Origin of the sequence: Vibrio nereis NBRC 15637 (genome assembly GCF_001591105.1) — a bacterium.
GTDB lineage: Bacteria > Pseudomonadota > Gammaproteobacteria > Enterobacterales > Vibrionaceae > Vibrio > Vibrio nereis.
The window spans coordinates 145195-170541 of sequence record NZ_BCUD01000002.1 but is presented as its reverse complement, the minus strand read 5'-3'; the positions used below and the strand labels follow the sequence as shown (position 1 = coordinate 170541).

Annotated in this window: 28 protein-coding genes and 1 riboswitch; of the genes, 19 read left to right on the top strand and 9 right to left on the bottom strand. The window is 45.6% G+C overall.

Annotation, left to right across the window (positions count from 1 at the left end; all coding sequences use genetic code 11):
- Positions 1-135: 135 nt before the first annotated feature.
- Genes VNE01S_RS03690 through VNE01S_RS03680 form a run of 3 tightly spaced genes read right to left on the bottom strand, consistent with a single transcriptional unit; the run spans position 136 to position 2383 of the window.
- The gene (locus tag VNE01S_RS03690; RefSeq protein WP_053396020.1) at positions 136-609 is read right to left on the bottom strand and encodes a hypothetical protein; all 474 of its coding nucleotides are present in this window, start codon (positions 607-609) and stop codon (positions 136-138) included.
- Positions 606-1538: an ATP-binding cassette domain-containing protein gene (locus VNE01S_RS03685; RefSeq protein WP_053396019.1), complete on the bottom strand. Its 933-nt coding sequence runs from the start codon at positions 1536-1538 to the stop codon at positions 606-608. The genes VNE01S_RS03690 and VNE01S_RS03685 overlap by 4 nt, the downstream gene beginning before the upstream one ends.
- Positions 1535-2383, bottom strand: coding sequence for an ABC transporter ATP-binding protein (locus VNE01S_RS03680; protein ID WP_053396018.1), 849 nt, complete (start codon positions 2381-2383; stop codon positions 1535-1537). Before VNE01S_RS03680 ends, VNE01S_RS03685 begins: the two co-directional genes overlap by 4 nt.
- Before the next feature lie 375 nt (positions 2384-2758).
- Here VNE01S_RS03680 and VNE01S_RS03675 point away from each other — a divergent pair, with 375 nt between their 5' ends.
- The 5 genes from VNE01S_RS03675 (at position 2759) to VNE01S_RS03650 (ending at position 5928) form a co-directional block, all read left to right on the top strand.
- Positions 2759-2956 (top strand): PA3496 family putative envelope integrity protein, encoded by a 198-nt coding sequence (locus tag VNE01S_RS03675; protein WP_053396017.1) that lies wholly within the window; start codon positions 2759-2761, stop codon positions 2954-2956.
- 169 nt (positions 2957-3125) lie between these two features.
- Positions 3126-3335 (top strand): DUF3283 family protein, encoded by a 210-nt coding sequence (locus tag VNE01S_RS03670; RefSeq protein WP_053396016.1) that lies wholly within the window; start codon positions 3126-3128, stop codon positions 3333-3335.
- A 92-nt stretch (positions 3336-3427) separates the two neighbouring features.
- The gene (locus VNE01S_RS03665; RefSeq protein WP_053396015.1) at positions 3428-4144 is read left to right on the top strand and encodes a YebC/PmpR family DNA-binding transcriptional regulator; all 717 of its coding nucleotides are present in this window, start codon (positions 3428-3430) and stop codon (positions 4142-4144) included.
- A gap of 199 nt (positions 4145-4343) precedes the next feature.
- Complete coding sequence (locus VNE01S_RS03660) at positions 4344-5081, top strand: SDR family oxidoreductase (protein ID WP_053396014.1); 738 nt, start codon at positions 4344-4346, stop codon at positions 5079-5081.
- 253 nt (positions 5082-5334) lie between these two features.
- Complete coding sequence (locus VNE01S_RS03650; protein WP_053396013.1) at positions 5335-5928, top strand: Fic/DOC family protein; 594 nt, start codon at positions 5335-5337, stop codon at positions 5926-5928.
- Positions 5929-5992: 64 nt separating this feature from the next.
- On the opposite strand, the gene VNE01S_RS03645 is transcribed toward VNE01S_RS03650, so the two are convergent.
- Positions 5993-6895, bottom strand: a complete 903-nt coding sequence (locus VNE01S_RS03645; protein ID WP_053396012.1) for a DMT family transporter — start codon at positions 6893-6895, stop codon at positions 5993-5995.
- A 114-nt stretch (positions 6896-7009) separates the two neighbouring features.
- Here VNE01S_RS03645 and VNE01S_RS03640 point away from each other — a divergent pair, with 114 nt between their 5' ends.
- From VNE01S_RS03640 to VNE01S_RS03630, 3 genes are all read left to right on the top strand, one after another.
- Positions 7010-7522 (top strand): MarR family winged helix-turn-helix transcriptional regulator, encoded by a 513-nt coding sequence (locus tag VNE01S_RS03640; protein ID WP_053396011.1) that lies wholly within the window; start codon positions 7010-7012, stop codon positions 7520-7522.
- Positions 7522-8661: a glycerate kinase gene (locus tag VNE01S_RS03635; protein ID WP_053396010.1), complete on the top strand. Its 1140-nt coding sequence runs from the start codon at positions 7522-7524 to the stop codon at positions 8659-8661. Before VNE01S_RS03640 ends, VNE01S_RS03635 begins: the two co-directional genes overlap by 1 nt.
- Positions 8662-8830: 169 nt before the next feature.
- Entirely contained in the window at positions 8831-10261 is a 1431-nt protein-coding gene (locus VNE01S_RS03630; RefSeq protein ID WP_053396009.1) for an NAD-dependent succinate-semialdehyde dehydrogenase, read from the top strand.
- A 73-nt stretch (positions 10262-10334) separates the two neighbouring features.
- On the opposite strand, the gene VNE01S_RS03625 is transcribed toward VNE01S_RS03630, so the two are convergent.
- Complete coding sequence (locus VNE01S_RS03625; RefSeq protein ID WP_053396008.1) at positions 10335-10760, bottom strand: universal stress protein; 426 nt, start codon at positions 10758-10760, stop codon at positions 10335-10337.
- A gap of 335 nt (positions 10761-11095) precedes the next feature.
- On the opposite strand from VNE01S_RS03625, the gene VNE01S_RS03620 reads away from it, so the two are divergent.
- The 5 genes from VNE01S_RS03620 to thiD all read left to right on the top strand — a co-directional run bounded on the left by VNE01S_RS03620 (position 11096) and on the right by thiD (position 16769).
- Complete coding sequence (locus VNE01S_RS03620) at positions 11096-11821, top strand: IclR family transcriptional regulator (RefSeq protein WP_053396007.1); 726 nt, start codon at positions 11096-11098, stop codon at positions 11819-11821.
- A gap of 5 nt (positions 11822-11826) precedes the next feature.
- Positions 11827-12660 (top strand): arginase family protein, encoded by an 834-nt coding sequence (locus tag VNE01S_RS03615; RefSeq protein ID WP_053396006.1) that lies wholly within the window; start codon positions 11827-11829, stop codon positions 12658-12660.
- A 474-nt stretch (positions 12661-13134) separates the two neighbouring features.
- Positions 13135-15015 carry a PhoX family protein gene (locus VNE01S_RS03610; RefSeq protein WP_053396005.1) on the top strand — a complete coding sequence of 627 codons (1881 nt, stop codon included), beginning with the start codon at positions 13135-13137 and terminating at the stop codon, positions 15013-15015.
- A gap of 393 nt (positions 15016-15408) precedes the next feature.
- Positions 15409-15555, top strand: a complete 147-nt coding sequence (locus tag VNE01S_RS19425) for a hypothetical protein (protein WP_162208410.1) — start codon at positions 15409-15411, stop codon at positions 15553-15555.
- Positions 15556-15738: 183 nt separating this feature from the next.
- Positions 15739-15836: riboswitch (TPP riboswitch) on the top strand.
- Positions 15837-15938: 102 nt separating this feature from the next.
- Positions 15939-16769 carry a bifunctional hydroxymethylpyrimidine kinase/phosphomethylpyrimidine kinase gene (gene thiD / locus VNE01S_RS03605; protein ID WP_053396004.1) on the top strand — a complete coding sequence of 277 codons (831 nt, stop codon included), beginning with the start codon at positions 15939-15941 and terminating at the stop codon, positions 16767-16769.
- 107 nt (positions 16770-16876) lie between these two features.
- Here thiD and VNE01S_RS03600 read toward each other — a convergent pair whose 3' ends face one another.
- Entirely contained in the window at positions 16877-17167 is a 291-nt protein-coding gene (locus VNE01S_RS03600; RefSeq protein WP_053396003.1) for a hypothetical protein, read from the bottom strand.
- A gap of 313 nt (positions 17168-17480) precedes the next feature.
- Here VNE01S_RS03600 and VNE01S_RS03595 point away from each other — a divergent pair, with 313 nt between their 5' ends.
- Positions 17481-17828 (top strand): ArsR/SmtB family transcription factor, encoded by a 348-nt coding sequence (locus VNE01S_RS03595; RefSeq protein WP_053396002.1) that lies wholly within the window; start codon positions 17481-17483, stop codon positions 17826-17828.
- A gap of 68 nt (positions 17829-17896) precedes the next feature.
- Here the strand turns inward: VNE01S_RS03595 and VNE01S_RS03590 are convergent, their stop codons facing one another.
- Complete coding sequence (locus VNE01S_RS03590) at positions 17897-18919, bottom strand: acyltransferase (protein ID WP_053396146.1); 1023 nt, start codon at positions 18917-18919, stop codon at positions 17897-17899.
- A gap of 230 nt (positions 18920-19149) precedes the next feature.
- Here VNE01S_RS03590 and VNE01S_RS03585 point away from each other — a divergent pair, with 230 nt between their 5' ends.
- The 4 genes from VNE01S_RS03585 (at position 19150) to VNE01S_RS03570 (ending at position 22670) form a co-directional block, all read left to right on the top strand.
- The gene (locus VNE01S_RS03585; protein ID WP_053396001.1) at positions 19150-19737 is read left to right on the top strand and encodes a TetR/AcrR family transcriptional regulator; all 588 of its coding nucleotides are present in this window, start codon (positions 19150-19152) and stop codon (positions 19735-19737) included.
- 94 nt (positions 19738-19831) lie between these two features.
- The gene (locus tag VNE01S_RS03580; RefSeq protein WP_053396000.1) at positions 19832-20683 is read left to right on the top strand and encodes an alpha/beta fold hydrolase; all 852 of its coding nucleotides are present in this window, start codon (positions 19832-19834) and stop codon (positions 20681-20683) included.
- Positions 20684-20842: 159 nt separating this feature from the next.
- A complete protein-coding gene (locus tag VNE01S_RS03575; RefSeq protein WP_053395999.1) occupies positions 20843-22231 on the top strand; it encodes an SLC13 family permease in 1389 nt (462 codons plus the stop codon).
- A 187-nt stretch (positions 22232-22418) separates the two neighbouring features.
- Positions 22419-22670, top strand: a complete 252-nt coding sequence (locus tag VNE01S_RS03570; protein WP_053395998.1) for a DUF3081 domain-containing protein — start codon at positions 22419-22421, stop codon at positions 22668-22670.
- Between the two features lie 98 nt (positions 22671-22768).
- Here VNE01S_RS03570 and VNE01S_RS03565 read toward each other — a convergent pair whose 3' ends face one another.
- The gene (locus VNE01S_RS03565) at positions 22769-23125 is read right to left on the bottom strand and encodes a MaoP family protein (protein ID WP_053395997.1); all 357 of its coding nucleotides are present in this window, start codon (positions 23123-23125) and stop codon (positions 22769-22771) included.
- Between the two features lie 208 nt (positions 23126-23333).
- On the opposite strand from VNE01S_RS03565, the gene VNE01S_RS03560 reads away from it, so the two are divergent.
- A complete protein-coding gene (locus tag VNE01S_RS03560) occupies positions 23334-24227 on the top strand; it encodes a LysR family transcriptional regulator (RefSeq protein ID WP_053395996.1) in 894 nt (297 codons plus the stop codon).
- Between the two features lie 101 nt (positions 24228-24328).
- Here the strand turns inward: VNE01S_RS03560 and VNE01S_RS03555 are convergent, their stop codons facing one another.
- Complete coding sequence (locus VNE01S_RS03555) at positions 24329-24910, bottom strand: FMN-dependent NADH-azoreductase (protein WP_053395995.1); 582 nt, start codon at positions 24908-24910, stop codon at positions 24329-24331.
- Positions 24911-25347 lie beyond the last annotated feature (437 nt).

The following is a 25347-nucleotide window of genomic DNA, read 5'->3' as shown; positions in this document are numbered from 1 at the left end:
TATTGTTACATTCATTCTGAATATTTTGCGAGTTCCTTTGGACTCGCTTTTTTTTGCCTAAAATTCAGTACTCTAGCCCTAAAGAGTGGTTCGTAAGTACCATGATCATTCTTCCGTGATTTGTAACAAATACGTTCAGTGCAGCGATCTGTGGCCTTGATCATTGTTCTGGGGTTCATTCCACGAATGGGCGGCCATAAAGTTCACATGGGCTTCGATCAACTGGTGCGATTTGGTTTGCCATGCGGTGTGAGTTTGCTGATTACAAAACTCAAGGCTTAACACTGCTAAATGCTGTAAGCGTTTCATACACCAGTCTTTGAGTGTCAGTTCACTTCTGGGCTCACACACCACTTGCTGCAGCTTGCTGTACGCCAGTTGCAGAAATTGATACGCTTTTTCAGGATCTTGGTAGCGTGAATAGAGGTAGATACGTAGGCAACCATCAAGCCAACAGGCGATGGCTTTGCTTTGTAGATCAGTGATCTCTGGTCCCCAAACGGATTCAGGAGCATTGAGGATCAATAATTCCATCGTACTCGCTTGATCATGCTTTCGGTTTTCGTAACAGATCTCTATCTCTGCTACCCACGTATCTAGTCGCATCATGCTGCCTTAATCCATTGTTTTACAAAATGGTTCGGACCCACTTGTTCATAACCTTCGGTGACAACGGCGCTGTCAGCACGAATTTGTTCGGCGTCCTGTAAGTAGTTTGGTTCACTTTCCACTAGTTTGCCAAATGGCAGATCCGGATCGGGCACCGCAGAGATGAGCAATCGCGTGTAGGGGTGTTGCGGATCCGTTAAGATCGCGTGGGTGTCACCCCACTCAACGATCTGCCCTTTGTACATTACGGCTGTTTCTTCTGCGATGTAATGCGCAGTAGCAAGATCGTGGGTAATGTACAAAAAGCCAATCCCCAGCTCTTTTTTCATCCGCTGCATCAGGTTCAGTACGCCCAAGCGGATAGAGACATCCAGCATTGAGGTCGGTTCGTCGGCGAGGATCACTTCAGCCCCGACAGCAAGCGCCCGAGCCAGGTTTACCCTTTGACGTTGCCCACCACTTAACTCATGGGGGAATTTACCTAACGTATCTGGCGCAAGCTCAACCAAATCGATCAACTCTCTTAGGCGGGATGGGATGTCTTGCTTACTGGAGACTTGCTTATGAATTTTCAAAGGGCGAGTCAGGTGGTGCGCGATAGTATGGGTTGGGTTTAGAGACCCAAAGGGATCTTGAAACACCATCTGCACTTTACTGCGGTAATCTTGCAGATCGGAGCGGCTTTTGATGTGGTCGATGTTGTGGCCGTTAAACAAAATTTCCCCTGATGTCGCAGGGTAGACCTTAGTGATCAGTCGTGCGCAGGTGCTTTTGCCACAGCCTGATTCTCCTACCAAAGCTAGGGTACGCCCTTTGTACAAATCAAAGCTGACCCCTTGCAATGCCTTAAATCGCTCCTCTGCGGCAAATCCGCCGCCAATCGTGAACTCTTTGACCACATTGTTGAGTGAAATAATCGGATTACTCATAATGCTGCTCCTTGTGCGCGGTGTTTTCCTTCGTGAATGTTCGGGAAGGATGCCCAAAGCTTTTGTGTGTAGGCATGTTGGGGCGTGTTGCGAATGCTCTTAGACTGGTTGACTTCGACAATCTCACCGTGCCTCATTATGGCAATTCGGTCACACAGTTGGCTCATTAGCGCCAAGTCGTGGGTGATAAATAAGATCGAAAAACCAAACTCTTCACGCAGTTGGTAAATTTGCTGCAGAATTTCTCGCTGAACTACCACATCCAACGCGGTGGTGGGTTCATCCATAATGATCAGTTTCGGGTTGAGAGATAGGGCTATCGCGATCACCAAACGTTGTCGCATACCGCCACTAAACTGGTGCGGATATTCTGTGATGCGGTCGCGAGGGATATTGACCAGATCCAAGAGTTTCTCGGCCTTCTGTTTCGCAATTTCATCACTCAAACCTTGATGATGTCTCAACACGTCTGAAAACTGCTCTAGGACGGTCAATACAGGGTTTAACGAATTCATGGCACTTTGAAATACCATCGCAATCTCACTCCACCGAATGCTATTGATCTCCTGATCGGACAATTTTAATAGATCGTTCCCTTCGAACAGTATCTGCCCTCCAGAAATGAAAGCGGGTGGCTTGTGAAGACGATTAATCGCAAATGCGATGGTACTTTTTCCGCATCCCGATTCACCAGCTAGGCCAAATATCTCCCCTTTGCCTATGTCAAAACTCACCGAGTTTACCGCTCTGAAATCACCATTATCGGTAATGTAATCAACGCAGAGCTCTCTGATTTGAATGATGGGATTGGGGTGAAAGGCATGTTCAACATCTTGATGACTCATAATCTCACTTAACTCACAAACTAAAAGATAATGATTATCATTAACTCTTGTTTCGCGTGTGAAAAGAAGTGTGAGTAAAAATGGTGAACTGACTCGAAAACTATTCTGTCTGGTATGAAATTTTAGCAGAGTGTAAAGGAGGTGTAATTACGGCTGATGCTGCAAAAATGCGAGACGGATCGGGTTCGAAAATGCAGGGACAATTCTCTAAATGTACTGTTAGATTTTTGCCTTAGCAAAACCTATTTATAGGAAAATAGTTAAGAGTTTCTAATCTATTAGCAGTATCACATTCTAGAGCTAAAATTCTTAACAAGGGTATCGTGCTTTTGCTACAGATTAGCTGTCCCTTGCATGGTTTGTTCGGAGGTTACAATGTCCATTAATTCTATTGACCATGATGAAATGACTAAAATTGCAGAAACGTGGGACTTCACGGAAGAAGTAGAGTCACAAAAGCCTGACAGAAGCGTTAAATCATCGGAAGCTCGTCGTCGTATTGAAGCAATGAGAGAGATCCGCGAAAGTGGTTTAACGATTGAAGAGGCCAAGGAACTAGGTCTTATTCACTAGTTCAGTGCTCACTATTGCAAATACGTAAGGGTGGTGAAGGAAGTTAGCCACCCTTTGTTTTTCAGTATTTTTTGATCTGATCCAATCCTCAAGCTCCGATTCCCTCTCAACTTTCTGCTCTGGTGTGTTATATTTCCACTCCATATTTTTACAGAGACAGAGCTGTCCTATGTCGATTAACCTTTCAAACCTTCCTCCAGAAGAGAAGAACAAGGTTGAACTAGATAAACAAGCGTCATTTTTGGTGTGGAAGCTTCGTGAAGCGAAAGCGGGCCCTGATGAAATTACTCAGGAAGCGGAGAAAATCAGAGATGAAAACGAAAGGTCGTTCTTCTTAGAATCTGTGGCTAAATACAAGCGAGTAATGGGCGTAGTTTGAGCACCCATTTCTTTGCAAAGGGTGAAAAATTGAAAAGATGACGCTTTTTGCTAAAATCCTTCGCGTTAAATTGAATTAGAGAGAACATCCCGATGGGAAGAAGTTTTGAAGTGCGCAAAGCCTCAATGGCGAAAACAGCGGGCGCAAAAATTAAAGTTTATTCCAAATACGGTAAAGAAATTTACATGTGCGCGAAAAATGGCGGTGCAGACCCAGACATGAACTTGTCTCTTAAGCACCTGATCGCGAAAGCGAAAAAAGACCAAGTTCCAGCACACGTTATCGACAAAGCGATTGATAAAGCCAACGGCGGCGGCGGTGAAGATTACGCTCCTGCGCGTTACGAAGGCTTTGGCCCTGGCGGTACAAGTGTTATCGTTGACTGCTTAACAGATAACGGTAACCGTACTTTCCAAGATGTTCGCCAGTGTTTTGTAAAATCAGGCGCGAAAATTGGTGTTGAAGGTTCTGTGTCTCACATGTTCGATCACCAAGCGGTATTCCAGTTCAAAGGCGATGACGACGAAGTCATCCTAGAAACGCTAATGATGGAAGACGTGGATGTGACTGACGTTGAGCTTGAAGACGGCGTGATCACTGTATTTGCACCGCACACTGAATTCTTTAAAACAAAGACAGCGCTAAACGGTGCTTTCCCAGATTTGACTATTGATGTCGAAGAGATCACCTTCGTTCCTCAGACTCACACGCCAGTCGCGGGTGAAGATGCTGAGAAATTCCAGAAATTCCTGGATATGCTTGATGATTGTGATGACGTTCAGCAGGTTTACCATAACGCTGAGCTATAATGCGCAACGGAAACTGCAAAAAACCGAGCCTAGCTCGGTTTTTTTATATCTAAATATAGCCGTTGTAAGTATTTCTTGTGATCTAAATAAGCAACCATTTTAATATCTGTCTATTTTGGTCATACTGGGAGTAGACAGTTTACACTGTAAAACTGTTCAATTTTTAACTTACCCAACACTAATGACATAGGATGTTCAAATGGAAAAAGTGGTGATTGTCACTGGTGGTAGCCGCGGTATTGGCGCTGCGACATCAAAACTGCTCGCTCACCAAGGTTACGCAGTTTGTGTGAATTACTTAAACAATAAAGAATGCGCCGAGCAAGTAGTGAGTGACATTAGAACAGCGGGTGGGGATGCCTTCGCCTTCCAAGCCGATATGACGATGGAAGATCAAGTTCAAGCGATGTTCATTGCAACGCGTCAGCGGTATGGCACGGTGACTCACTTAGTTAACAACGTCGGTATTTTGTTCAGCCAGTCTACGCTCAGCGACATCTCGGTAGAGCGATTTAAACAAGTTCTCGACACCAACGTCATCAGTTGCTTTGTCTGCTGTAAAACTTACATTAATCAATTGGGTGAAGAGACGAAAGGAGCGATTGTGAATGTTTCTTCGGCCGCATCACGCACGGGTGCACCGTTTGAATATGTCGACTATGCGGCTTCAAAAGGCGCCATGGATTCGCTCACTAAAGGGCTATCGTTGGAATTGGCGGAAAGAGGGATTCGCGTCAATGGTGTCAGACCGGGATGCATCTATACTGAAATGCACGCCGACGGTGGTGAGCCAAGGCGCGTTGATAGGTTGGCTCCGAAAATCCCGCTTAAGCGAGGTGGGACAGCGGAAGAAGTGGCAGAATCTATAGCTTGGCTACTTTCAGAGAAGGCTTCGTTTGTGACTGGAAGCTTTATTGATATTGCTGGTGGGAATTAGCCGAAAATGCCTTGCTGCGCACCTAGAGAGCGCTGTAAGGCCTGTTGTAGAAGCATGCGTCATTGTGGGTTAAACTTAACCACGTTATTTAAAGCAGGGGTATTTATGTCCAATCCATCTTCTGATTCAACAGCGCAAAAGAAAAAAATATTTTCGCCAAAACCTGAAAACTACAAAGTTAGTCTAAAATATGAGGGCATGTTGCTGAAGGAAGAGAATGAGCATCGCTCGATAGCTGAGTTAAAAAGGAAGTATGCGAGATAAATATGGCGCTTATCATGATAGATACTGTTACCCAGATAGCGATGTTCTGATTAATCTGCTGAATCTGAAAGACGGTGATGAACTTGCCGAGGCTGAAATAGCGTTTACGGCAGAGCGCTATCGCACTTATCAAAGTAAACTGACATCCATCGAAGAATTTACCTTTTCCCATCTAAAATTCCTCCATTTTTACCTTTTTCAGGACTTATTCCGCTGGGCGGGCCAACTACGTGAAGTCGATATTTCCAAGGGTGAAACGCGCTTTTGTACCGTTCCCCGTATCGAAATTGAAGGCGAGAAATTATTCAAACTGATTCCGGCACTAAGTCAGATTGACGAGCAGGAAAAGCTCATTGAAGAAGTTGCGTCACTGTTTTGTGAAATCAATTTGCTCCACCCCTTCAGAGAGGGGAACGGGCGAGTACAGCGTTTTTTCTTTGAGGAGATGCTGTTCGTGCTTGGCTACGATCTTACTTGGCCAGAATTGACCAAAGAGCAGTGGGTTGAGGCAAATATCGCTGGTGTTTATTTAGACCTGGAGCCTTTGAAAACGATTTTCCGTAGGGCGATTACCAAGTTATAGTCGTCAGATGTAAAAACGCCAAGGCAGTTAACCCTGGCGTCGGAGAGTTTAAATACGACTTCTGTTAAGCGTTATTGCTGATTATTGTGGATTTGGCTCTGTTTTGTTTTATCGCGACAAGCACTTGCGGTAGCAACGACATTAAAATCATCCCCGCCATGAGTGTGTATTGCATCAGCGTAAAGTTTTCACCCAGCAAGATCAGTCCTGAAACAATGCCTGCCACGGGGTTGGCAATACCACCAAAAGTAAAATCCACTACCGTCATACGTTGCAGTAACCAAACATACAAACCATAACCCAATGCGGTATTTAGCACCGCGACCCAGCTTAACCCGAGCAGATTGCGGATAGAGAAGTGTTGCAGCGCATCCGCGTATTTTACAGGTTCAATGAAAGCGTGAAAGCTAGCCACAACCGATAAAATCACGCCGCCTAAAATCAGCTGCCATGTCAGGATCTTCCACCAATGCATCCGCGTTCCAAGTGATTTGGTGATGGCGCTGCCAACGACAATGCATGAGATGGCAGCCAGCATTGCCATTAATCCGATTGGGTTAAGGCTGATTGAGCTTGGATCAAATAACATCCACGCCAGCAGTATCAATGCACCTCCACATATGCCTTGAATAAAGCTCGGCCGATGCTTGTTTTTTATCCAGTGAAAGAGCATCGCAAACACAGGAACAGACACCATGCCTACTCCAGAGATAGCCGACGGCAACGTCAGTGCCATAACAAAAATGAGGGCAAAGAAGGTGGCGATATTAATCGCGCCTAGAGTCAACAGTACTTTCCATTCTCCTTTGCTAGGCAGCGTTGGTTTGATCATTAGCAGCAATAGTCCCGCTGGTAATGCTCTTAAGGCTCCGAGCAGCAATGGCGGCCAATCTGTCAGGGTAAATTGAGTCACCGCGTACGTTGTCCCCCAAAAGAATGACGGGATCATGGCAAGCAATATGTTCATGTCATTTATCTTTACGTTGAGATAAGTAGCTCAAAAGGTACGCGCTATAAGATGAGTTGTAAAGTATCTTTATGTTAAGATACTTAGAATGACCGTTTATCCCGGAGAGCTTTTATGGACGCAATTGAGCGCTTAACTCAGCAGTGGGCGGAAGAGAAACCTGAGCTAGATACTGAGCCTATGGCCATCATGGGACGTATTTTGCGGATTGCAAAGTACATGGAAACCGAAGTGGCCAAATTGCACAAACGTTACGATCTAAAACTGGGCGAGTTTGATGTGTTAGCCACGTTAAGACGTAGTGGATCACCTTATTGCTTAACGCCCTCAGAATTGATGGGATCGATGTTATTAACGTCAGGCGCGATGACGAATCGTTTAGACAAATTAGAATCGAAAGGGCTGATCGCACGCGCGCACAGCAAAGAAGATCGGCGCAGTGTTAGCGTGCAGCTTACACCGAAAGGCATCGATTTGATCGACGAGTTGATGCAGGTGCATGTGGATTTACAGCACGAATTGATCAAGGGGATGGATGATCCAGCTAAACAACAGTTGAATCAGGCATTAAAGCTTTGCCTAGCGGAGTTTGAACAGCCACCAGCCACAAACGAAAAGGAACTCTAATGAAGGTTGTTATTGCCCCTGATTCGTACAAAGAAAGCCTAACGGCGATGGAAGTGGCCTCTGCGATAGAGCGCGGCTTCAAGCAGGTTATGCCGGATGCGTGTTATGTGAAGCTGCCAATGGCAGATGGTGGGGAAGGGACCGTCCAAGCGTTAGTAGAGGCGACGGGCGGAAAGGTTGTGTCTGCCTCTGTTATGGACCCTTTAGGCCGTGCCACAGACGGGTTTTATGGTTTGCTGGGAGATGATGAGACAGCCGTGATCGAAATGGCGGCCGCTTCTGGTCTTCATTTGGTTGATGAAGGTGAGCGTAATCCACTCATCACCACGACGTACGGCACCGGACAGCTTATCAAGGCTGCGCTGGATGCGGGCTCAACCCATATCATCATTGGCATTGGCGGAAGCGCGACCAACGACGGCGGGCTAGGGATGGTTCAGGCGTTGGGCGCGAAGTGCCTTGATAAGCAAGGCGTTGAACTGCCGTTTGGCGGTGGAGCGCTAAGTGAACTTGCCTCAATCGATCTCAGTAATTTAGATCCGAGATTACGCCATGTGACGCTAGAAATCGCGTGCGATGTCGATAATCCGCTGTGTGGGCCTAAAGGCGCCTCACAGGTGTTTGGTCCGCAGAAAGGCGCGACACTCGACATGGTTGAAACCCTCGATGCCAATTTAGCGTACTACGCCGATGTGATTGAAAAAACCACTGGCCGCAAGGTTGTTGATTTACCGGGTGCGGGTGCTGCTGGTGGATTAGGCGCCGCATTCCTCGGGCTATTTGATGTTACGCTGAGGCCGGGGATTGAGATCGTGATCGATGCCGTTAATCTTCACGATGCAGTCAAAGATGCAGACTTAGTGATCACCGGCGAAGGAAAAATCGACAGCCAGACCATACATGGAAAAACACCCGTTGGCGTGGCTAGAGTCGCGAAGCAGCATCAAGTGCCGGTTATTGCGATTGCGGGCTGTGTTTCCGCAGATCACAAGGTGGTTCATCAACATGGTATCGATGCGGTTTTTAGTGTGGTTCCCGGTGCGGTAGACCTGGCTACTGCGCTACAAGATGCAAAGCGCAATGTGGAAATAGCATCACGCAATGTTGCTGCGGTATTTTCTTTGCGTCGTCATGGATAACGTTCTGCTTTTAACTGGCGTTGAAGGTGAAAAATGACACTGTAAATGGCGTGAGTATCGCCCCAGAATGTTGTAAACATAGTTTACCGTACGCGAACACGGTTTATGCACCACTTTGGTAAGGTTGGGTGTAATATTAAAAGACATTTCTATTCGATGAGATATCACCATGCAGCATATTTCTAATACTCAGCTACTTACGTTTATGGTTTCAGAGCAACAAAAAACTGGACTCGCGGTTGAAAACCCGGCAACGGGTGAATTGTTGGGTTATGCCCCTGTTTTATCGGCTGAAGAGATCAGCATTGCTATAGAGCGAGCTCATGCAGCGCAGAAAGAGTGGGCGTTGCTACCCGCAAAATCACGCTCGCAGTTATTGCAAAAGTGGTATCAACTACTGATTGAAAATCAGAGCGACTTGGCAAGATTGATGACGCTTGAGCAAGGTAAACCGCTCGCAGAGGCCAAAGGCGAAGTACTTTACGGCGCCAGCTTTGTTGAATGGTTTGCCGAAGAGGGCAAACGCACATATGGTGAATCGATTCCTGCGCCATCTAATGACAAGCGAATTGTGACCATCAAGCAGCCTGTCGGCGTCGCCTGCGCGATCACGCCGTGGAACTTCCCAATTGCGATGATCACGCGAAAAGCCGCGCCTGCGCTGGCAGCTGGCTGCAGTTTTATTGTTAAACCCGCAGAGTTAACGCCTCTGTGCGCCTTTGCCGTGGTGGAGTTGGCATACCAAGCCGGTATTCCACGTGATGTGTTGCAAGTCGTGCTAGGCCATGATGCGGCTAAAGTCGGGGCGATCTTCACTTCGCATCCAATGATTCGCAAGCTCTCGTTTACGGGCTCTACCCGCGTAGGCCGCATTTTGATGGAGCAGAGTGCGCACGACATCAAACGCACGTCTATGGAGCTGGGCGGTAACGCGCCATTTATTGTGTTTGACGATGCGGATATTGATGCCGCAGTAAAAGGCGCTGTTGCGTCTAAATTCCGCAATGCAGGGCAGACTTGTGTGTGTGCTAACCGTTTTTACGTGCACAGCAACGTGTATGATGAGTTTATCGAAAAGTTCGCGCAAGAAGTACAAAAGCTCAAGCTGGGGAACGGCTTGGAGAAAGGCATCAATGTTGGTCCGGTCATCAGCGACACCGCCAAACGTAATATCCTCGCGTTGGTAGAGGTAGCGATAGAGCAAGGGGCAGAGCCTGCAACGCCGCAAGTGGAACATGACGGTTTGTTTGTTGAACCGATTGTGCTGAAAAATGTAACCCATGACATGGAGATTGTTTCTCAGGAAATATTTGGTCCTGTTGCCCCTGTTATCGCATTTGATAGCGACGAAGCGTTAATCGCGATGGCAAACGACACCATTTATGGTCTCGCGTCGTATTTCTATAGTCAGAACATCCGCCGAGTGTGGAAAGTTGCAGAAGCGTTGGAATACGGCATGGTCGGGATCAATGAAGGCATTATTTCGACGGAAGTGGCTCCATTTGGCGGTGTGAAGCAGTCCGGCATTGGCCGTGAAGGAGCGAAACAAGGCATCGATGAATATATGAATATTAAATATCTCTGCTTCGGTGGCCTTTAATTAAACGCATAAAGCCCGGTTGGTTATCGCCGGGCTTTATTTTTCGCTATGGTTATTTAAATCTCGATGAGGACTAAGACTCAATCGGAACCACCAAAATATCGACAGGTGATTTATTGATAAGGTGTTGAGAGTAGGAAATGATGCGACTCCAAAAATCCTGGTGATGACCACAAATCAAAAGATCCACGCCATTACCTGCAATCACTTCATGCAGCTTCTCACTGAGTTCTCCGGTACCAACAATGATCTTCTTCACTGGGTAATCTGTGTTGGCGTCAAATTCCCTCAGTTGTTCCATCGTATGTTCATTGATGGGCCTCAGGTCGGGGTTGGCCTTGATATCTACCAGATCCGGATAAATCTCCCCATGAGTTCCGTCGATGTGAATAAAAGAAATTTCTGACCCAAGCTGGTTCGCTAGAAAAATTGCTCGATCAATTAGGACTTTGCTTTGTTCTGAAATCTCAATAGCGACCATGATGTGTTTGTATTGCATATTCAACCCCTATCTGAAATAGATAAAATAAGCATAGTCTTATTCATGGAAAAAGGGTGTTGGATTGATCGCGAATTACCACAATTTTTCATGTTCATCTTGTTGAGTATCTGAGTTTTTTTTCCTTTTTCATGTTTGCCGCAATACCACAAACTTGCCTCCTGATCTCTTGAGTCGAACAGACGCTTCCACCAAGGTTTTGTTAGGCTGACTTTTACTTCGTCTATTTTCTTATTATGTGAGAATCAGTTATCTAAATTGTTTATATATTCTTACTAATTGAGAATAAAATTTGTCGAATAATTGTTCTAACGATACAACATGAGCAGAACTTGATGAAACAGAGCAACGGACAAGTCAACGAAAAGGTATTGCAGCTTCTAATGCAAGTGGCGGTCAATGATGATCCGGTGAGCGCCAAACAGCTGAGCGAGCAAGTCGGTACACCCATCAGCAGTCTTTATCGACATCTGAAATTGCTGAAAGAGTGGAATCTAATTGAGGAAAGTCCAAGTGACAAAACCTTGATCATAGGTCCGGCAGCCTTGATGTTGATGCGCAGTTACAAAAACAGCCAGCACGATCTGGACGCAGTCGATTTGGTATTAAATCGACTGCAAAAACAGACGGGAGAAATGTCGGCTTATATGGTGCCAGTTGGTTACCGCGCGCTATGTGTGAGCAGGAAAGAGAGCATGCAGGCGCTTCGTTGCAGTTACGTCCAGGGTCAGAGTCAACCCCTGCTGCGAGGCGCCTCATCCAAAGTGATGTTGGCGTATATGCCGACTCAGCGGTGTGAAAAAATCCTGCGCTATTTTGGGGAAGGGGAAAATCTCGAAAAATGGCAGCAGGAGCTGGAACAGATCCGTCAACAGGGGTATTCGGTCAGCACGTCTGAAATTGACCCCGGCGTTTCGGGGATCAGCGCTCCGGTGATGAAAGGCACCAAGTTAGTTGGCGCAGTCTCAGTGATGGCGCCTGTACATCGAGTTCAACTTAACCAACAAAAAATCATTTTACACGTTCTACAGGCAGCAAGGGCTTTGCCCCCAGAAAGGTAACGGCGATGTTTGGGCTATTTCGACGCAATAAAGCACATGAAACCAGCAAGATTTCATCTCATCAACTCACTTTGATCAGTGTAAGTGAAGCACTTAAATCAATGAAGCGGGTGGATTTTGAAATGGCCGATCAAAGTTTAGAAGAGGTTTACGAGTGGCTGTCTCTACACGATAAGTATTGCTGGTTTAATGGCGGCCACTACAACCTGAATGAGCAGCCAATAGGCCAATATCAACTTCAGTTGAGCAGTTACCTTGGGGCCAAGTCCCTCCCTGTGGTATTGACGAATAATACAGAAACCTTGCTTTATAGTTTGCCCTTACTGGCTTCGCCAAGAAAAGAGTTGGGGATTGTGCACATCGGCAGACAGTTTGAATTAAAAGCCTGTTTAGAGCCTGACAAAGGATCGGCGTTTCATTTTGCGCTGTCACGCTACAGTGAATGTCGTTTGTTCTGCCTTGGTATTGATGGCACACAGCTAGACGAGAAAACAGCAGAGTATGCGGAAGACTTAGGTTGTGACTGGCTGACGCTGGAAGAGTGTGGTTTTGGTCATAGACTCTCGATTAAGCAGCAAGTTGCAAGTTACCTGTCGCATTGTGACGACATTGCGCTGAATATCGATCTGGATTGCCTTTACCCGTTGTCGCGAATAGAAACGGGCAGCGCGGTTGACTTGCAGGTGATGCACCGTATTGTTCGGCAGTTACTGCTGTCAGGAAAAGTACGTCAGATTCAGCTGGTAGGCTACAAAGATAAACATCTTTACTCAAAGCAGACATTGGGGTTGCTGCGTGAACTGGCTCAGGTGTATCCGATCAGTCATAGAGCCGCATGACGGCAATTACGGGTAATTTTGTCGGTGCTAGAAATGCGAAAGCTGGCATTAAAGCCAGCTTAGTTTTGGGTTGCACATTACGATGATTTATTTGCGCTTTTACTTGAATCTTTCCAGTACTGAATACGAACGCGATGTAATTGTGCTTTTCTCATTTTCTTCATGATATTCCCTCATAAGAACAAACTAGCTCGTCACTGAGCTCAATACGAATACAGTTCCTCATGAACAAGATTCAATGTAGCCAGCAATTTTGGTTCTGGCTAGGTTTTAGATCACATTTTTTTGCATAAGTTACTTACATTGCTGAGCAAAATTGAAGTGCTGCGCACTTTCATGAGTTTGTCATGTAAAGCCATGAAATCTGAAATCCTTAATTAATCTTTGTTAAACAATAGTTTAATAAATCTGTCACCTTGGTTACCTACTATCTGCTCGCTATATTTATAAATATTACTCAGCAAGGAGTCAGCAATGTGGAACCGTGATCAACAAGATTCACAGTTTAGCCAAATGATCGAAGCGAGATTATCTCGCCGTTCTTTTTTAGTCGGGACTGCCGCGGTAAGTGCAGGTGCTTTTCTTTCTTTAAATCCAATTGCGAAAGCCTTTGCAGCAGATAAAAAAAGCGCATTGTTAAACTTTGAGTCCATTCCGGTTTCAACATCCGATGAGATCGTGGTACCAAAAGGTTATAAAGCCAAGCCGTTGCTATCGTGGGGCGATCCTATTTTCCCAGGAGCGCCAGACTTTGATCAAAGTGGCAAACAAGACTCCAACGCTCAACAACGTCAGTTCGGTGACAATACCGATGGGATGAGCCTGTTCCCGATCAGTGAAGATCGCGCAGTGATCGCCGTAAATAACGAATACACTAACTACGAATACCTGTTTGATCATGGCGGCAACGCGATGACAGCAGACGATGTACTCAAAGCGCAAGCTGCGCACGGTGTGACGGTGTTTGAAATCGTCAAATCGGGCGGTGAATGGAAGCTAGATAAAGATGGTCAGCGTAACCGCCGCATCACGGCAAGTACAGAGATGATGCTAACAGGCCCAGCGGCAGGCCACGCGTTAATGAAGACGGAGCTAGACCCATCAGGCATGAAACCGTTGGGCACCTTCAACAACTGTGCAAACGGTCAAACACCTTGGGGGACTTACCTAACGTGTGAAGAGAACTTCCACGGTTACTTCGGCACCCGCGAAGACGGTGTGACCATTTCAGATGAACACCAACGCTATGGCGTAAAAGCGGTTCCAAGCAAGTACCAATGGCACGATACCGATGAGCGCTTTGATATTGCGAAACATCCAAACGAGCCACACCGCTTTGGTTGGGTGGTCGAAATTGACCCACATAACCCAGATGCGACACCGCTAAAACGCACGGCGTTAGGCCGTTTTAAGCACGAGAATGCGGCAGTGGTGGTCAATGATGACGGCCATGTGGTTGTTTACCTGGGTGATGATGAGCGCGGTGAGCACTTATACAAATTTGTATCTAAGAACAAATACCAAGCTGGCAACGACAAGGCTAACCGAGATCTGCTAGAAGAAGGCACTTTATATGTCGCTAAGTTCGACATGGAAGATAAAGATCTGAAAGGAAAAGGCGAGTGGATCGAGCTGACTTACGGTAAAAATGGCTTAACCAAAGAAAACGGCTTTAACGATCAAGCTGAAGTGATGATCTTTGCTCGTCAAGCGGCGACACAAGTGGGTGCAACCACGATGGATCGCCCAGAGTGGGTTGCGGTTCACCCTGATAATAAACATGTATTCTGTACATTGACCAACAATAAGCATCGTGGTGTGAAAGATAATCAACCAGTTGGTGGCCCGAACCCACGTGCACAAAACAACTACGGTCAGATTGTTCGCTGGCTACCACATGGTGGTGACCACACCAACAACAGCTTTGAGTGGGATCTTTACCTGATTGCGGGTAACCCAGTTGTTCATAAAGGCACGGCTTATGCGGGCAGTGAAAACATCACCGCAGAGAACATGTTTAACAGCCCAGACGGTATTGGTTTTGATAAAGCTGGCCGTTTGTGGATTCAAACCGATGGCAAGTACTCGAACAAAGGTGACTTCGAAGGTCAGGGCAATAACCAAATGTTGTGTGGTGACCCAATGACAGGTGAAGTACGTCGATTCTTAACCGGTCCGATTGCGTGTGAGATCACCGGCCTTACTTTCTCTGCGGACTACAAAACCATGTTTGTGGGTGTTCAGCATCCGGGTGAAGGTGGTGCGCCATCGCACTTCCCGGATGGTGGCAATACTAAGCCACGTTCTACCATTGTTGCGATTACTCGTGAAGATGGTGGTGTGATTGGTGCGTAACCAATAGCAGCGAGGATATTGTATTCAGGGGCCTCTGTGCCCCTTTTTTTCATTCTATAGCCCCTAGCCTGTATAATTATGCATTTAAAGGCATAAACTTTGTGAGCTGGTATCTATTTACCACTAAATGTAGTTGTTTATTACGTACGGTATAACTATATTCAAATAGTACCTCAATAATCTTAAGGTGTAGAGACCGAACAAACTTAGCAAGTTAATACAAATAAACTGAGCGCAATAGAGACACAGCACTTATCGATTTTTCGTTAAGAGTGAATCCAAAACGTAAAAGAATAAAGTATTGCAAACCGGCCTTTGACTTCAAATGAAGCTGCATCTTGGGTTAGCCAGGTACTGGTGTTGTTAACCACAGGAGGAGGTTAGGTTATGGTTATGATGATCATATTCGCGTTAGCTATTGCAGTGTTTCTCTGCTGTTGGAGTGCGCAGCACGGTTTACCCGTCTTAGGGATGAAGCTGGATGAAACGGATCAGTTATTACTCGCCGAAGTGCTCGGGGAAGAAGTACTCGAAGCTTGAGTGTGCACAGAACGCAAACATGACAAAAGGAGCGAAATCGCTCCTTTTGTTGTTTTTAGCCATGTTTACAATGTAAATATGGCGTCTAAAACTTAGCAAAGTGTTAGAAAATCGATAAGCACAGAATGCCTGACAGGGCGCAAATTCTAGTGCCATACTCTGAACAATACTGTTATCATCTATCGAAAATAGTCGGGGAGCCAATAGGCTGAGATCGCACCGCGAGACCCGTAGAACCTGATTCAGTTAGCACTGACGTAGGGAACTATTCGCACTGGCATCCATCCTTTCTAAGGCTCAGTGCGCTCAATTCAAATGGAATCGCATTGACGTTCCACTTTTTGGTTGAGTCAGTTCTTATACGTCTTGTAGTAGGAGCGACCATGCCACATTCACAAGACATCACACCCATCGTATTAACCATTGCTGGCTCAGACAGCGGCGGCGGTGCAGGCATTCAAGCTGATATTAAAGCTATCTCGGCAACTGGCAGCTATGCGTGTTCTGTCATTACGGCCATTACTTCACAAAATACGTTAGGCGTGTCAGCCATTCACCCGATTCCACTTGCGCACATTGAAAGTCAACTCGATGCGGTATTCAGCGATCTTAACGTTGTCGCGGTTAAAATTGGCATGCTTGCTGACGAGGCAATCATTACCCTAGTTGCCCGTAAAATACAGCAATATGCGCCTAAGTTTTTAGTAATAGATCCAGTGATGGTGGCGTCCAGTGGTGATCTGTTACTTGCGCAAGACGCGATAAGTACCCTAAAGAAAGAGCTAATCCCAATGGCTGATTTATTGACGCCGAACCTTCCTGAAGGCGCGGCACTTGTCGGTAAAGCTGTTCCTCAAAATGAAGATGACATGGGGGGCATGATAGAGGATTTGCGTGCGTTGGGCGCAAAAGCCGTATTGCTGAAAGGCGGGCATTTGGAGCACGACGTAAACAGTAACGATCTTCTCATTCAGCAGCAAAGTAGCGAGTTGTTAAGAGCGAAACGCTACAATACGCCGAACACGCATGGAACAGGGTGTACTCTCTCGTCTGCAATTGCTTCTTATCTTGCGCAAGGGAACAGACTGCACAAAGCCGTTTATCTTGGCAAACAGTACATATCACAAGCGATTTCGTACTCGGATGAGTTAGAAGTAGGTCAAGGACATGGCCCGGTACATCACTTTTTTCCCGGCCATGTAAACGTGCGCTAACGAATGGTTGAGAATATGTCGGCACTTTTGCCCATTGCTAGCTGGTAGACAGTATCGCCTCCGTTGATTTGTGTTTCTTATCAGCGGAGTGTAAACCATAGGACGTATTACAAATCACGCATTAGCGTTTCGTACTCTTCATTGGCTTCAACAATCAAAGTGCTAAGCTCATTGGCATCTTTGTCATCCAACTCCAGCATCCACTGAGCTTGCTCGTTTTTACAGCGCAAGCATGTTTTACCTGCGAGTTTTTGAAACTCAATATCACACAACTCGGCTTGATGGTGTTTATTGAGCTCGACAATTTCTACATCCAAAACCCCTGTGGGGTTCACTTCAATATTGGCGTGACAGTGTTTTGTGTCCTTAAGCTCATAGTGCCTTTGTACTAAGATCATGTGCCTCTCCTTGCCCTGCATTGCCTTCGTCTGGTTTAAGTGTAGGACAGGGTCAAGCAAGTGAATTATTAAATTATTACTAAACTTGACTCAGGTTAAGCTAGCCGTAATTTTAACTTTGTAACCGCGCTATACCTAATGCGAGCCGCCCGTTTTTTGCGTATGAAAATTTGGTCTGGAGCCCGTTATTATGCGCAGTTCGTGGTCTGACAGTCATTTAAGTTGTTACCAGTCAAAAAATCTTACGTTGGTAACGTTGCAATGTGCGAATACTTCCATTATTTTGGAAATATTGCCAATACAGGAATTACTGATGGAACTGGAAATCGTCGCTAAAGCATTAAAAGAGTTGGGGCATCCGACTCGACTAGCTATTTACAAAACCATAGTGAAGGCTGGTTATAAAGGCGTGGCAGTGGGGGTTATTCAGGAAAAGCTTAATGTACCTGGTTCCACCTTATCACATCACATATCTAGCCTTGCATCCGCGGGTTTGCTTAGCCAACGTCGAGAAGGGCGCACACTTTACTGTGTCGCAGAATACCAATGCCTAGACCGAGTAATTGGATTTTTGAAAGCAGAATGCTGCTGTGAGGATGAAGAATACGCGCAAACGTCGTGTCAGGGCATAGCCTCGTCTCAAAAGCAGCAACATAAATAGATTTTGCGTATATACAGAAACGATAAAGGCGGTGGATGCGATCCACCGCCTTTTTGTTTTTACCTGAGTTAACGGAATAGCCAATGATAGATTGGTGTTTTCTCCGTGCCTTTCATCAGCAGGAACGTGAGAAGAACTGTACCAAAGAAGACCACCAAATCTTTCCCCGCCCCGTAAAGGCCGTTAAAGCCAGCAAAATTCATCATCAAAATACTGATCGGTAAATGTGCGACATAGATAGGCAGTACGTATTTCGAGAGCGAAGTAAGCCAAGAGCCAGCCCCCAAATCTGGTTTAGCGAGTAGCCACAAAAATAGGCCACTGCCCCACAAGAAGGTACCAAACACGTAGTCGTTCTCGTTGAACCCTTGTCCATAGCCGTAAAGGAAAAACACCTCGGCGAAATGGCATGCCATGCCGAAGATTGCAATCGTGAGTGCTTGTAAACTGCTGAGGCGAATAGCTCGCTGACGGATGGTAAAACCGATAGCGAACAACAGCGTACTAAAGAACGGCCCGTTGCGGGTAAAGAAAGGAGACCATAAGTCGGTCACAACGTGATAGCTTCCCGCAAGTGCGCCATACACATACAGAACCACCCCCAGCGGTAGCAGTAGATGCAACGCTTTAAACTTGGCCAGCAAAGCGCAGATCGCGACTGCGAGCAACAGAGCTGGAATAAACCAAAGATGGACCAAACCACCCTCTAGCAGCGAGTTGACGGGAGTCTCAGCTAAGTAGCCCCAGTAGTACTGGCGCTCTGCGAGATAACCGTGTTCAAACAGGGCTTGAAAGTTAAAAGGCATCAATAGACAGATGATGCTCCAGACGACAAACACGCGAATCAGCGGCAGGCTGTAGCTACGTAAAGTCGCAATGGGGTGAGCCGTGATTTTGGGTTGAATCAGATAGCCAGCGACAAGAAAGAACAGAGGTACGGCAAACCGCGTCGCTTGGTTAAAAAGATAACCAAACCAAGGTACTTCTTCGTGCTGCCAGTAGGACAAAAATAGCCCGCAGTGCATAGCCACAATAGCAAATATTGCGATCACTCGGCCGAACTCGATACTTTGTATCATTTTGGTTTCCATAACGACACTCAACATAGTCAAAATTTCGCCAGGTATATCAAGATCGGGGGCGCGATGGTTCGCCATGGTTCAACTTGTTGCACTATAAGAATGAATGCTGGAAAAATTTGCGAGTGAAATCAACAAGCTAAATACTTGGTTTTCATTGATACACATCTAATTAAACGTGAAATATTGCAAAAAAGTACGAACGTGCTAAAACTAAAAGTTAGAACTTAAGAGAGTGTCTGATGAGCAAAGGAAAAAATACCAAAGAAAATATTCTGAGCAAGGCATTTGAATTGGCCAGTGAAAATGGTTTAGAGAGCTTAACGATCGGTGAACTCGCTAAGCGTTGTGGAATGTCGAAAAGTGGCTTATTTGCCCATTTCAACTCCAAAGATAATTTGCAGGTAGAAGTACTTAATTATGCGAATCAAACCTTCACTCAGCGAGTGATCAGCCCTGCTAGAGATCTAGCTACAATCACCGTGGAAGCCAAGCTTAATGCGCTGCTCGATAACTGGTTGGGCTGGAATCATTCTTTTCAGGGGAGTTGTATGTTTTTGGACGCTTGGAAAGAAGCGGGTGTGGAACCAACGCCAACTCAGCAGGCACTGAAAAAAACTATCTCGACTTGGATCGAGTACTTACGCATCCAGATCGCTAAAGGTGTTGAAACAAAAGAGTTTCGGGCGGATTTGGATCCCAAGCAAGCTGTGTTTGAGTTGTATGGCTTGTACTTAAGTGCCCATTTGTTTTACTCCCTTCATGGAAAGGAAGCAAGCTACGAGCATTTTTGGTACGGGGTAAACAAGCTTATTAGAAGCTGGAAGTAATATTTACATAAGCTGAGCATGGCCTCAGCTTATTGTTTAAATAAAAATAGTACGACCGTTCGATTTTAAAGCGTGCGGCCAAAGGAAGATAATTATGAGTGACAAGATTTACTTTAATACATCCAACAAATTCAACCTTAAAAAGAGCCTGATCAATATCAGTACGAGGTTGCATCATACGTTGACCCCCAAGCACGCAGAAAAAACGGCGCGAGACCTGCTGTTAACCCCCGCCAGAGCGAAACCGAAAAACGCTGAGCCGAATGGCCTAATAAAAGGCGAAGTGTTATCGAAAGAAGGTGTTTTGAAAACCTATCAACTTGGCAGTGGCCCTGTGTGGGTACTCACTCATGGTTGGTCTGGCAGTGCAAGCCAGTTTTATCCTCTGATGGAACATATTGCGAGCAAAGGGTTTACGGCTCTGGCGTATGATCACCCTGCTCATGGCCAAAGTGAGGGAGTGTATGGTCACATACCCGCGTTTGTGCTGGGGCTCGAGGCCATTTTAGACAGTGTCGACGACGTCGCCGGTCTTGTTGGTCACAGCATGGGAACTGCCTCTGCGGTTGAATGCCACCATCAAAAGCTGGTGGGCAAACCTATGTTGCTGATCGCGCCAGTATTGGATTACCTGGATAACCTATTTGGCAGCGTGGCTCGCTCGGGTTATTCAATGCGATTGTTTAACGCCGTTGTGGAGAAAGTGGAAGAGCAGTATCACTACCCGCTTCAATCGATTGATCCTTTTAATAAACTGAAACTCCGTGAAGGAGAGACTATTATTGTCCATGACCAAGACGATAAATTTACTCGTTTTTCGGTGTCGGAAAAAGCCGCGCAGGAGATGGAAAATGTCAGCTTGGTTGCAACGCAAGGGCAAGGTCATGGACGGGTGATGAAGTGCCAGCAAGTAATGGATAGTTTTGATAGGTTGGTGATTAACTAATCACTTTTTATATACCTTAGTGAGAGTTCTATTCATGTTGTTAACAACCATATCCATGAACTTGATACGGTTAACAAATTCGCAATGAAAAAATATTTCTCTATGAGGTTGTGTGGGATCATTTGCTATGCCACAAGGCCCTCTTAAGGAAATATAATAATGAATAGAAATGATAGTGTCCCTCTACCTACTAATACCCGAGAATGGTTTTTGAACCGCAACAGTATGATTATTTTAGCTGATGTCATTCTGTTTGCGGTACTGTACTTTACGTTACCGTTTGAGCCTGAAGTTGTACTAGGCTTAAGCATGTTAGCGTTTGTTGCCATCCTTTGGTTAACGGAAGCCCTGCATGTCACTGTAACCGCGATCATCGTGCCAATCATGGCCGTCTTATTTGGCGTGTTTAACACTCAAACCGCGTTGAATAACTTCGCGAACTCCATCATCTTCCTCTTCCTTGGTGGTTTTGCACTTGCTGCGGCAATGCATCGCCAAGGGTTAGACAAAGTGATCGCCGATAAAGTGCTCATTTTGGCAAAAGGGAAAATGAGTGTCGCCGTATTTATGCTATTTGGCGTAACGGCTGGCCTCTCAATGTGGATCAGTAACACCGCAACCACCGCGATGATGCTGCCGCTTGTACTTGGCGTGTTGAGCAAAGTGAACTCGGAAAGCGGCCATAAAACCTATGTGTTCGTTTTACTGGGTATTGCCTACAGTGCCAGTATTGGTGGTATTGCAACTGTGGTGGGTAGCCCACCTAACGCCATTGCTGCTGCTGAAGTTGGCTTAACCTTCATCGACTGGATGAGCTTTGGCTTACCGACAGCGCTTATCATGTTACCTATCATGATTGCGGTGCTTTACTTCGTACTTAAGCCTGAATTAGACGGTAAATTCGAGCTGAACCATGAACCTGTTCATTGGGATAAAGGCAAGGTGGTAACACTTGCCATTTTCTCTGCGACGGTTTTCTGTTGGATTTTCAGTAAGCCTATCAATGCGATGCTGGGTGGGTACGCTAAGTTCGATACCATTGTGGCATTAAGCGCAATTGTCGCGGTGAGCTTTGCACGAGTGGTTCACTGGAAAGATATCGAAAAAACAGCGGATTGGGGCGTATTGCTTCTGTTTGGTGGTGGTATTTGTCTGAGTAACGTACTTAAAGCCACGGGAACCAGCGTATTCTTAGCCAACGAGCTAAGCAGTATGATTTCTCACCTTGGCATTTTCTTCATCATTGCTGTGATTGCGGTCTTTGTCGTCTTCTTAACAGAGTTCGCAAGTAATACAGCCAGCGCTGCGCTTCTGATCCCGGTATTTGCAAGCGTCGCAGAAGCCTTTGGTATGTCGCCTATGGTTCTCTCAGTACTGATTGCCGTTGCAGCGTCGTGTGCATTCATGTTGCCAGTAGCAACGCCACCGAACGCGATTGTGTTTGGCTCTGGACACGTACAACAAAGTGAAATGATGCGAGTGGGCATCGTGTTAAACATTGTTTGTATTGCTGTTCTAACGTTTATCGCAATGACGTTTTGGGCGTAAATACTTAACATTTGAATAGTGAAATGAGGGAGCCATAAGTGGCTCCCTTTTCTGTATTTGGGGTAGGTATGTTTGCCCATATTTACATGTAAATATGAGGGATTTTTGATCTTCTTCACTTTGAAAAATGGCGAAATAATTAACCGATGACGATACTTATAGAGTGATGTGATAAGGAGAGCGCACAATGAGAAACGAACTTGATCCAACCAAAGTGCTGCAAGCTTATGAGACTGTGATGGAAAAAGGCACACCAACAGAACATGGTAAAATTTATGAGGGGGTTGAAGCTTTTTCTGATTACGATGGCTACAACGTCTATATGCGTGGTAACGGTGTGGAGCTAAAGGTCGGCTTTCACAACACTTATCACCTTGAGTACGACCAAGAGCACTTACGTGATAGCTTTTTGAAAAAAGTCGCGCTACTTGCCAAGTAAGCTCATAGCTTGACAGCCTGAACGGTTCCTTAGCGTTAAAAATTCTTAGATCCTAAAACAAAGCCCCTTTGCTTTCGCTCAGGGGCTTTGAGGCAAGATCAGTCTTCTTCAACCAATACTGCGTCTTCAGAAAAATCTTCAGATGCATCTGGCTTAGTTCGGCCGTTCAAAGTATGGAAGCGCTTACGTCCGCGTGCTAATTGAATGTACTTCAGCCAAACTCTTTCCAATTTAGTTTTGGCTTTACCTGGGTTTTCGATCACTTTTATGAAGTGCTTCTCTTCCGAGTTTTCTGGCATTAGTTCACCAGTTTCTAAGCCCTGCATAGTGTCGCCATAAAGCGTTAGGAGTTCTTCTTCTGCCAGCGTAAAATCACCAGACTTCGCAAAGCCTCTTGGAAATTTACTGTTGTCGTAAAAACGTTTTTTGCCGTGACGGAATTGAGTGTCAGACATTTTAGTAGCCTCTATAAACCTACATTAAGTAATTACCCTGAACGGTACAAAGCGAAAATTAGGCTTAAATTTAATAAAAGAAAAACAAAATCTTTTTATCGTGGCCATTAAACTTTTTTATCAAATCTAGGTAACAGATTGTTTAATCGGTGGTAAGTAATCTTGCTAGGTTTGTTACCCTTGGCAGATTGCACCCAGAGGAAAGTCAATGGACGTAAAAGTCTTTAGAACGTTTTTAGAACTGGCTAACGTTCGCCACTTCGGTCGAGCGGCCGAAAACCTTTACATCACACAAGCGGCGGTCAGTGCCAGAATCAAACAGCTTGAAAGCTATTTTGATACTCAGCTTTTTATTCGAGATAGAAACAACATTAAGCTTACCTCGGCAGGCGAGCGTTTGATTGGCTATGCAGAAGTTATGGTATCGACGCTGCAGCAAGCAAAACTCGAGCTTTCGCTAGAGAGTGGTAAAGCGCTGCAACTGACCTTAGGCGGCACTCCAAACGTTTGGGATGCGTACCTGCAAAACTGTTTAAGCCTAGTGACCGATGAGTTTGAAGGTTACGGCTTTATCGCGGAGATCTTAAGCCGTGAATCACTCAACAGAAATCTGCAAGAACGCACGTTGGACATGGCGTTTGCTTTTGACCCAATCAAAGCCGACGAGCTGAATTGTAAAAAAGTTGCGGAAGTGGTGTTGATCTTGGTGTCGACTCAAGAAAACGATTTAGAGAGTGTGTTCGCAGATAAATACGTCTACGTGGACTGGGGAACCAAATTCTCCTCTGAGCATGCAGAGCGACATCCTAAAATCCCTGCGCCATACTTGAGAACCTCGACCGCACGTATCGCGATGGATTTCATTCTAGAAAAAGGTGGAAGTGCTTACTTACCTGCATCGCTTGTCGAACCGTTCTTAGCCACTGGGCAGTTACACAAAGTGAAAGGTGTCGATGATTGGTGTCGCCCTATTTACCTTAGCTACCGCAAAGCGAGCACTTCGATAGATGCGATTACCCAGTTGGAAGAGTTAGTCAAACATATTGATCCGGTCACTGCCTACAGTTTGCAGCAAATGGCAGACTTACCAGTGGATGAGTAAGCGAACGCTATCCATAAAAAAACCTCGATACGTCGAGGTTTTTTTATCATTACGAATGAGTTGTCTTTGTCTCTGTCTAGACAATGGCAACCAAATGCTACTTATACCAATGCAGAGAGCTGCTCGCGCGCTTGGTCACGTGATGCTGCCGCGGGTTCATCGCCCATGCTTAGGGCTTCAGCGTAAACAAACTCAACGTCCGTAATACCAATAAAGCCAAGCATAGTCGTCAGGTAGCTTTCGATAGAGTTACGCGGTGAATCTTTATGTAAACCACCACGAGTCGTGACGATGATGACTTTCTTGTTTTCAATCAGGCCGATTGGACCGTTTTCTGTGTAAGAGAATGTCACGCCAGCACGCGCGATTAAGTCAAACCAGTTTTTCAGCTGAGTAGGCACCATGAAGTTATACATCGGTGCACCGATGATCACTTGGTCTGCGGTTTTTAGCTCTTCAATCATTTGGTTTGAAAGGTCTAATATCGCTTTGTGTTCATCTGAAAGTTCATCCGCTGAGCCGCGTAGTGCCGTTGCCACATCCATATCTAAAACGGGTACTGGGTTTGCCGCAAGGTCACGCTCAATGATGCCTGTTTTGCCTTCAAGTACGTGATTGATCAGTTGGTTCGATTGTGAATGTTCACCTAGGATGCTTGATTTTAGTACAAGTGTTGTTGCCATGACTCATCTCTCTTACGTTGCTAGGCTCAATCATCATGAACCTGCTTGTTTATGTTGTGGTGATTGTATGGTGAGAGAGAGACAGACTGAATGGGAGTATTTTGAGCAACGAATTCGAAAAATTTGAACATGATTAAGATTAAAAAAGCCAATTGAGCACTGACGAAGCTCAATTGGCTTTTGTTTTCGGCCTTACAGACTCATTAAGCTTTCTATTGAGTCTTCAATCGATAAGTTATGATAACTTTGGACTTTACTACCATCAAAGGCGTCAATCTTAATGTTTGAAATGTTGCTGACACCGTATTGATCAATGAGTCCAAGGCTTTGTTCAACATTATCAAACGTGATTGAATTTTTATTTTTAAGCACAATTGTGCAAGTGCACAGGTTCATAGCCAACGTCCTTTTTTATTATGTTGTATGAGCCTCATAAT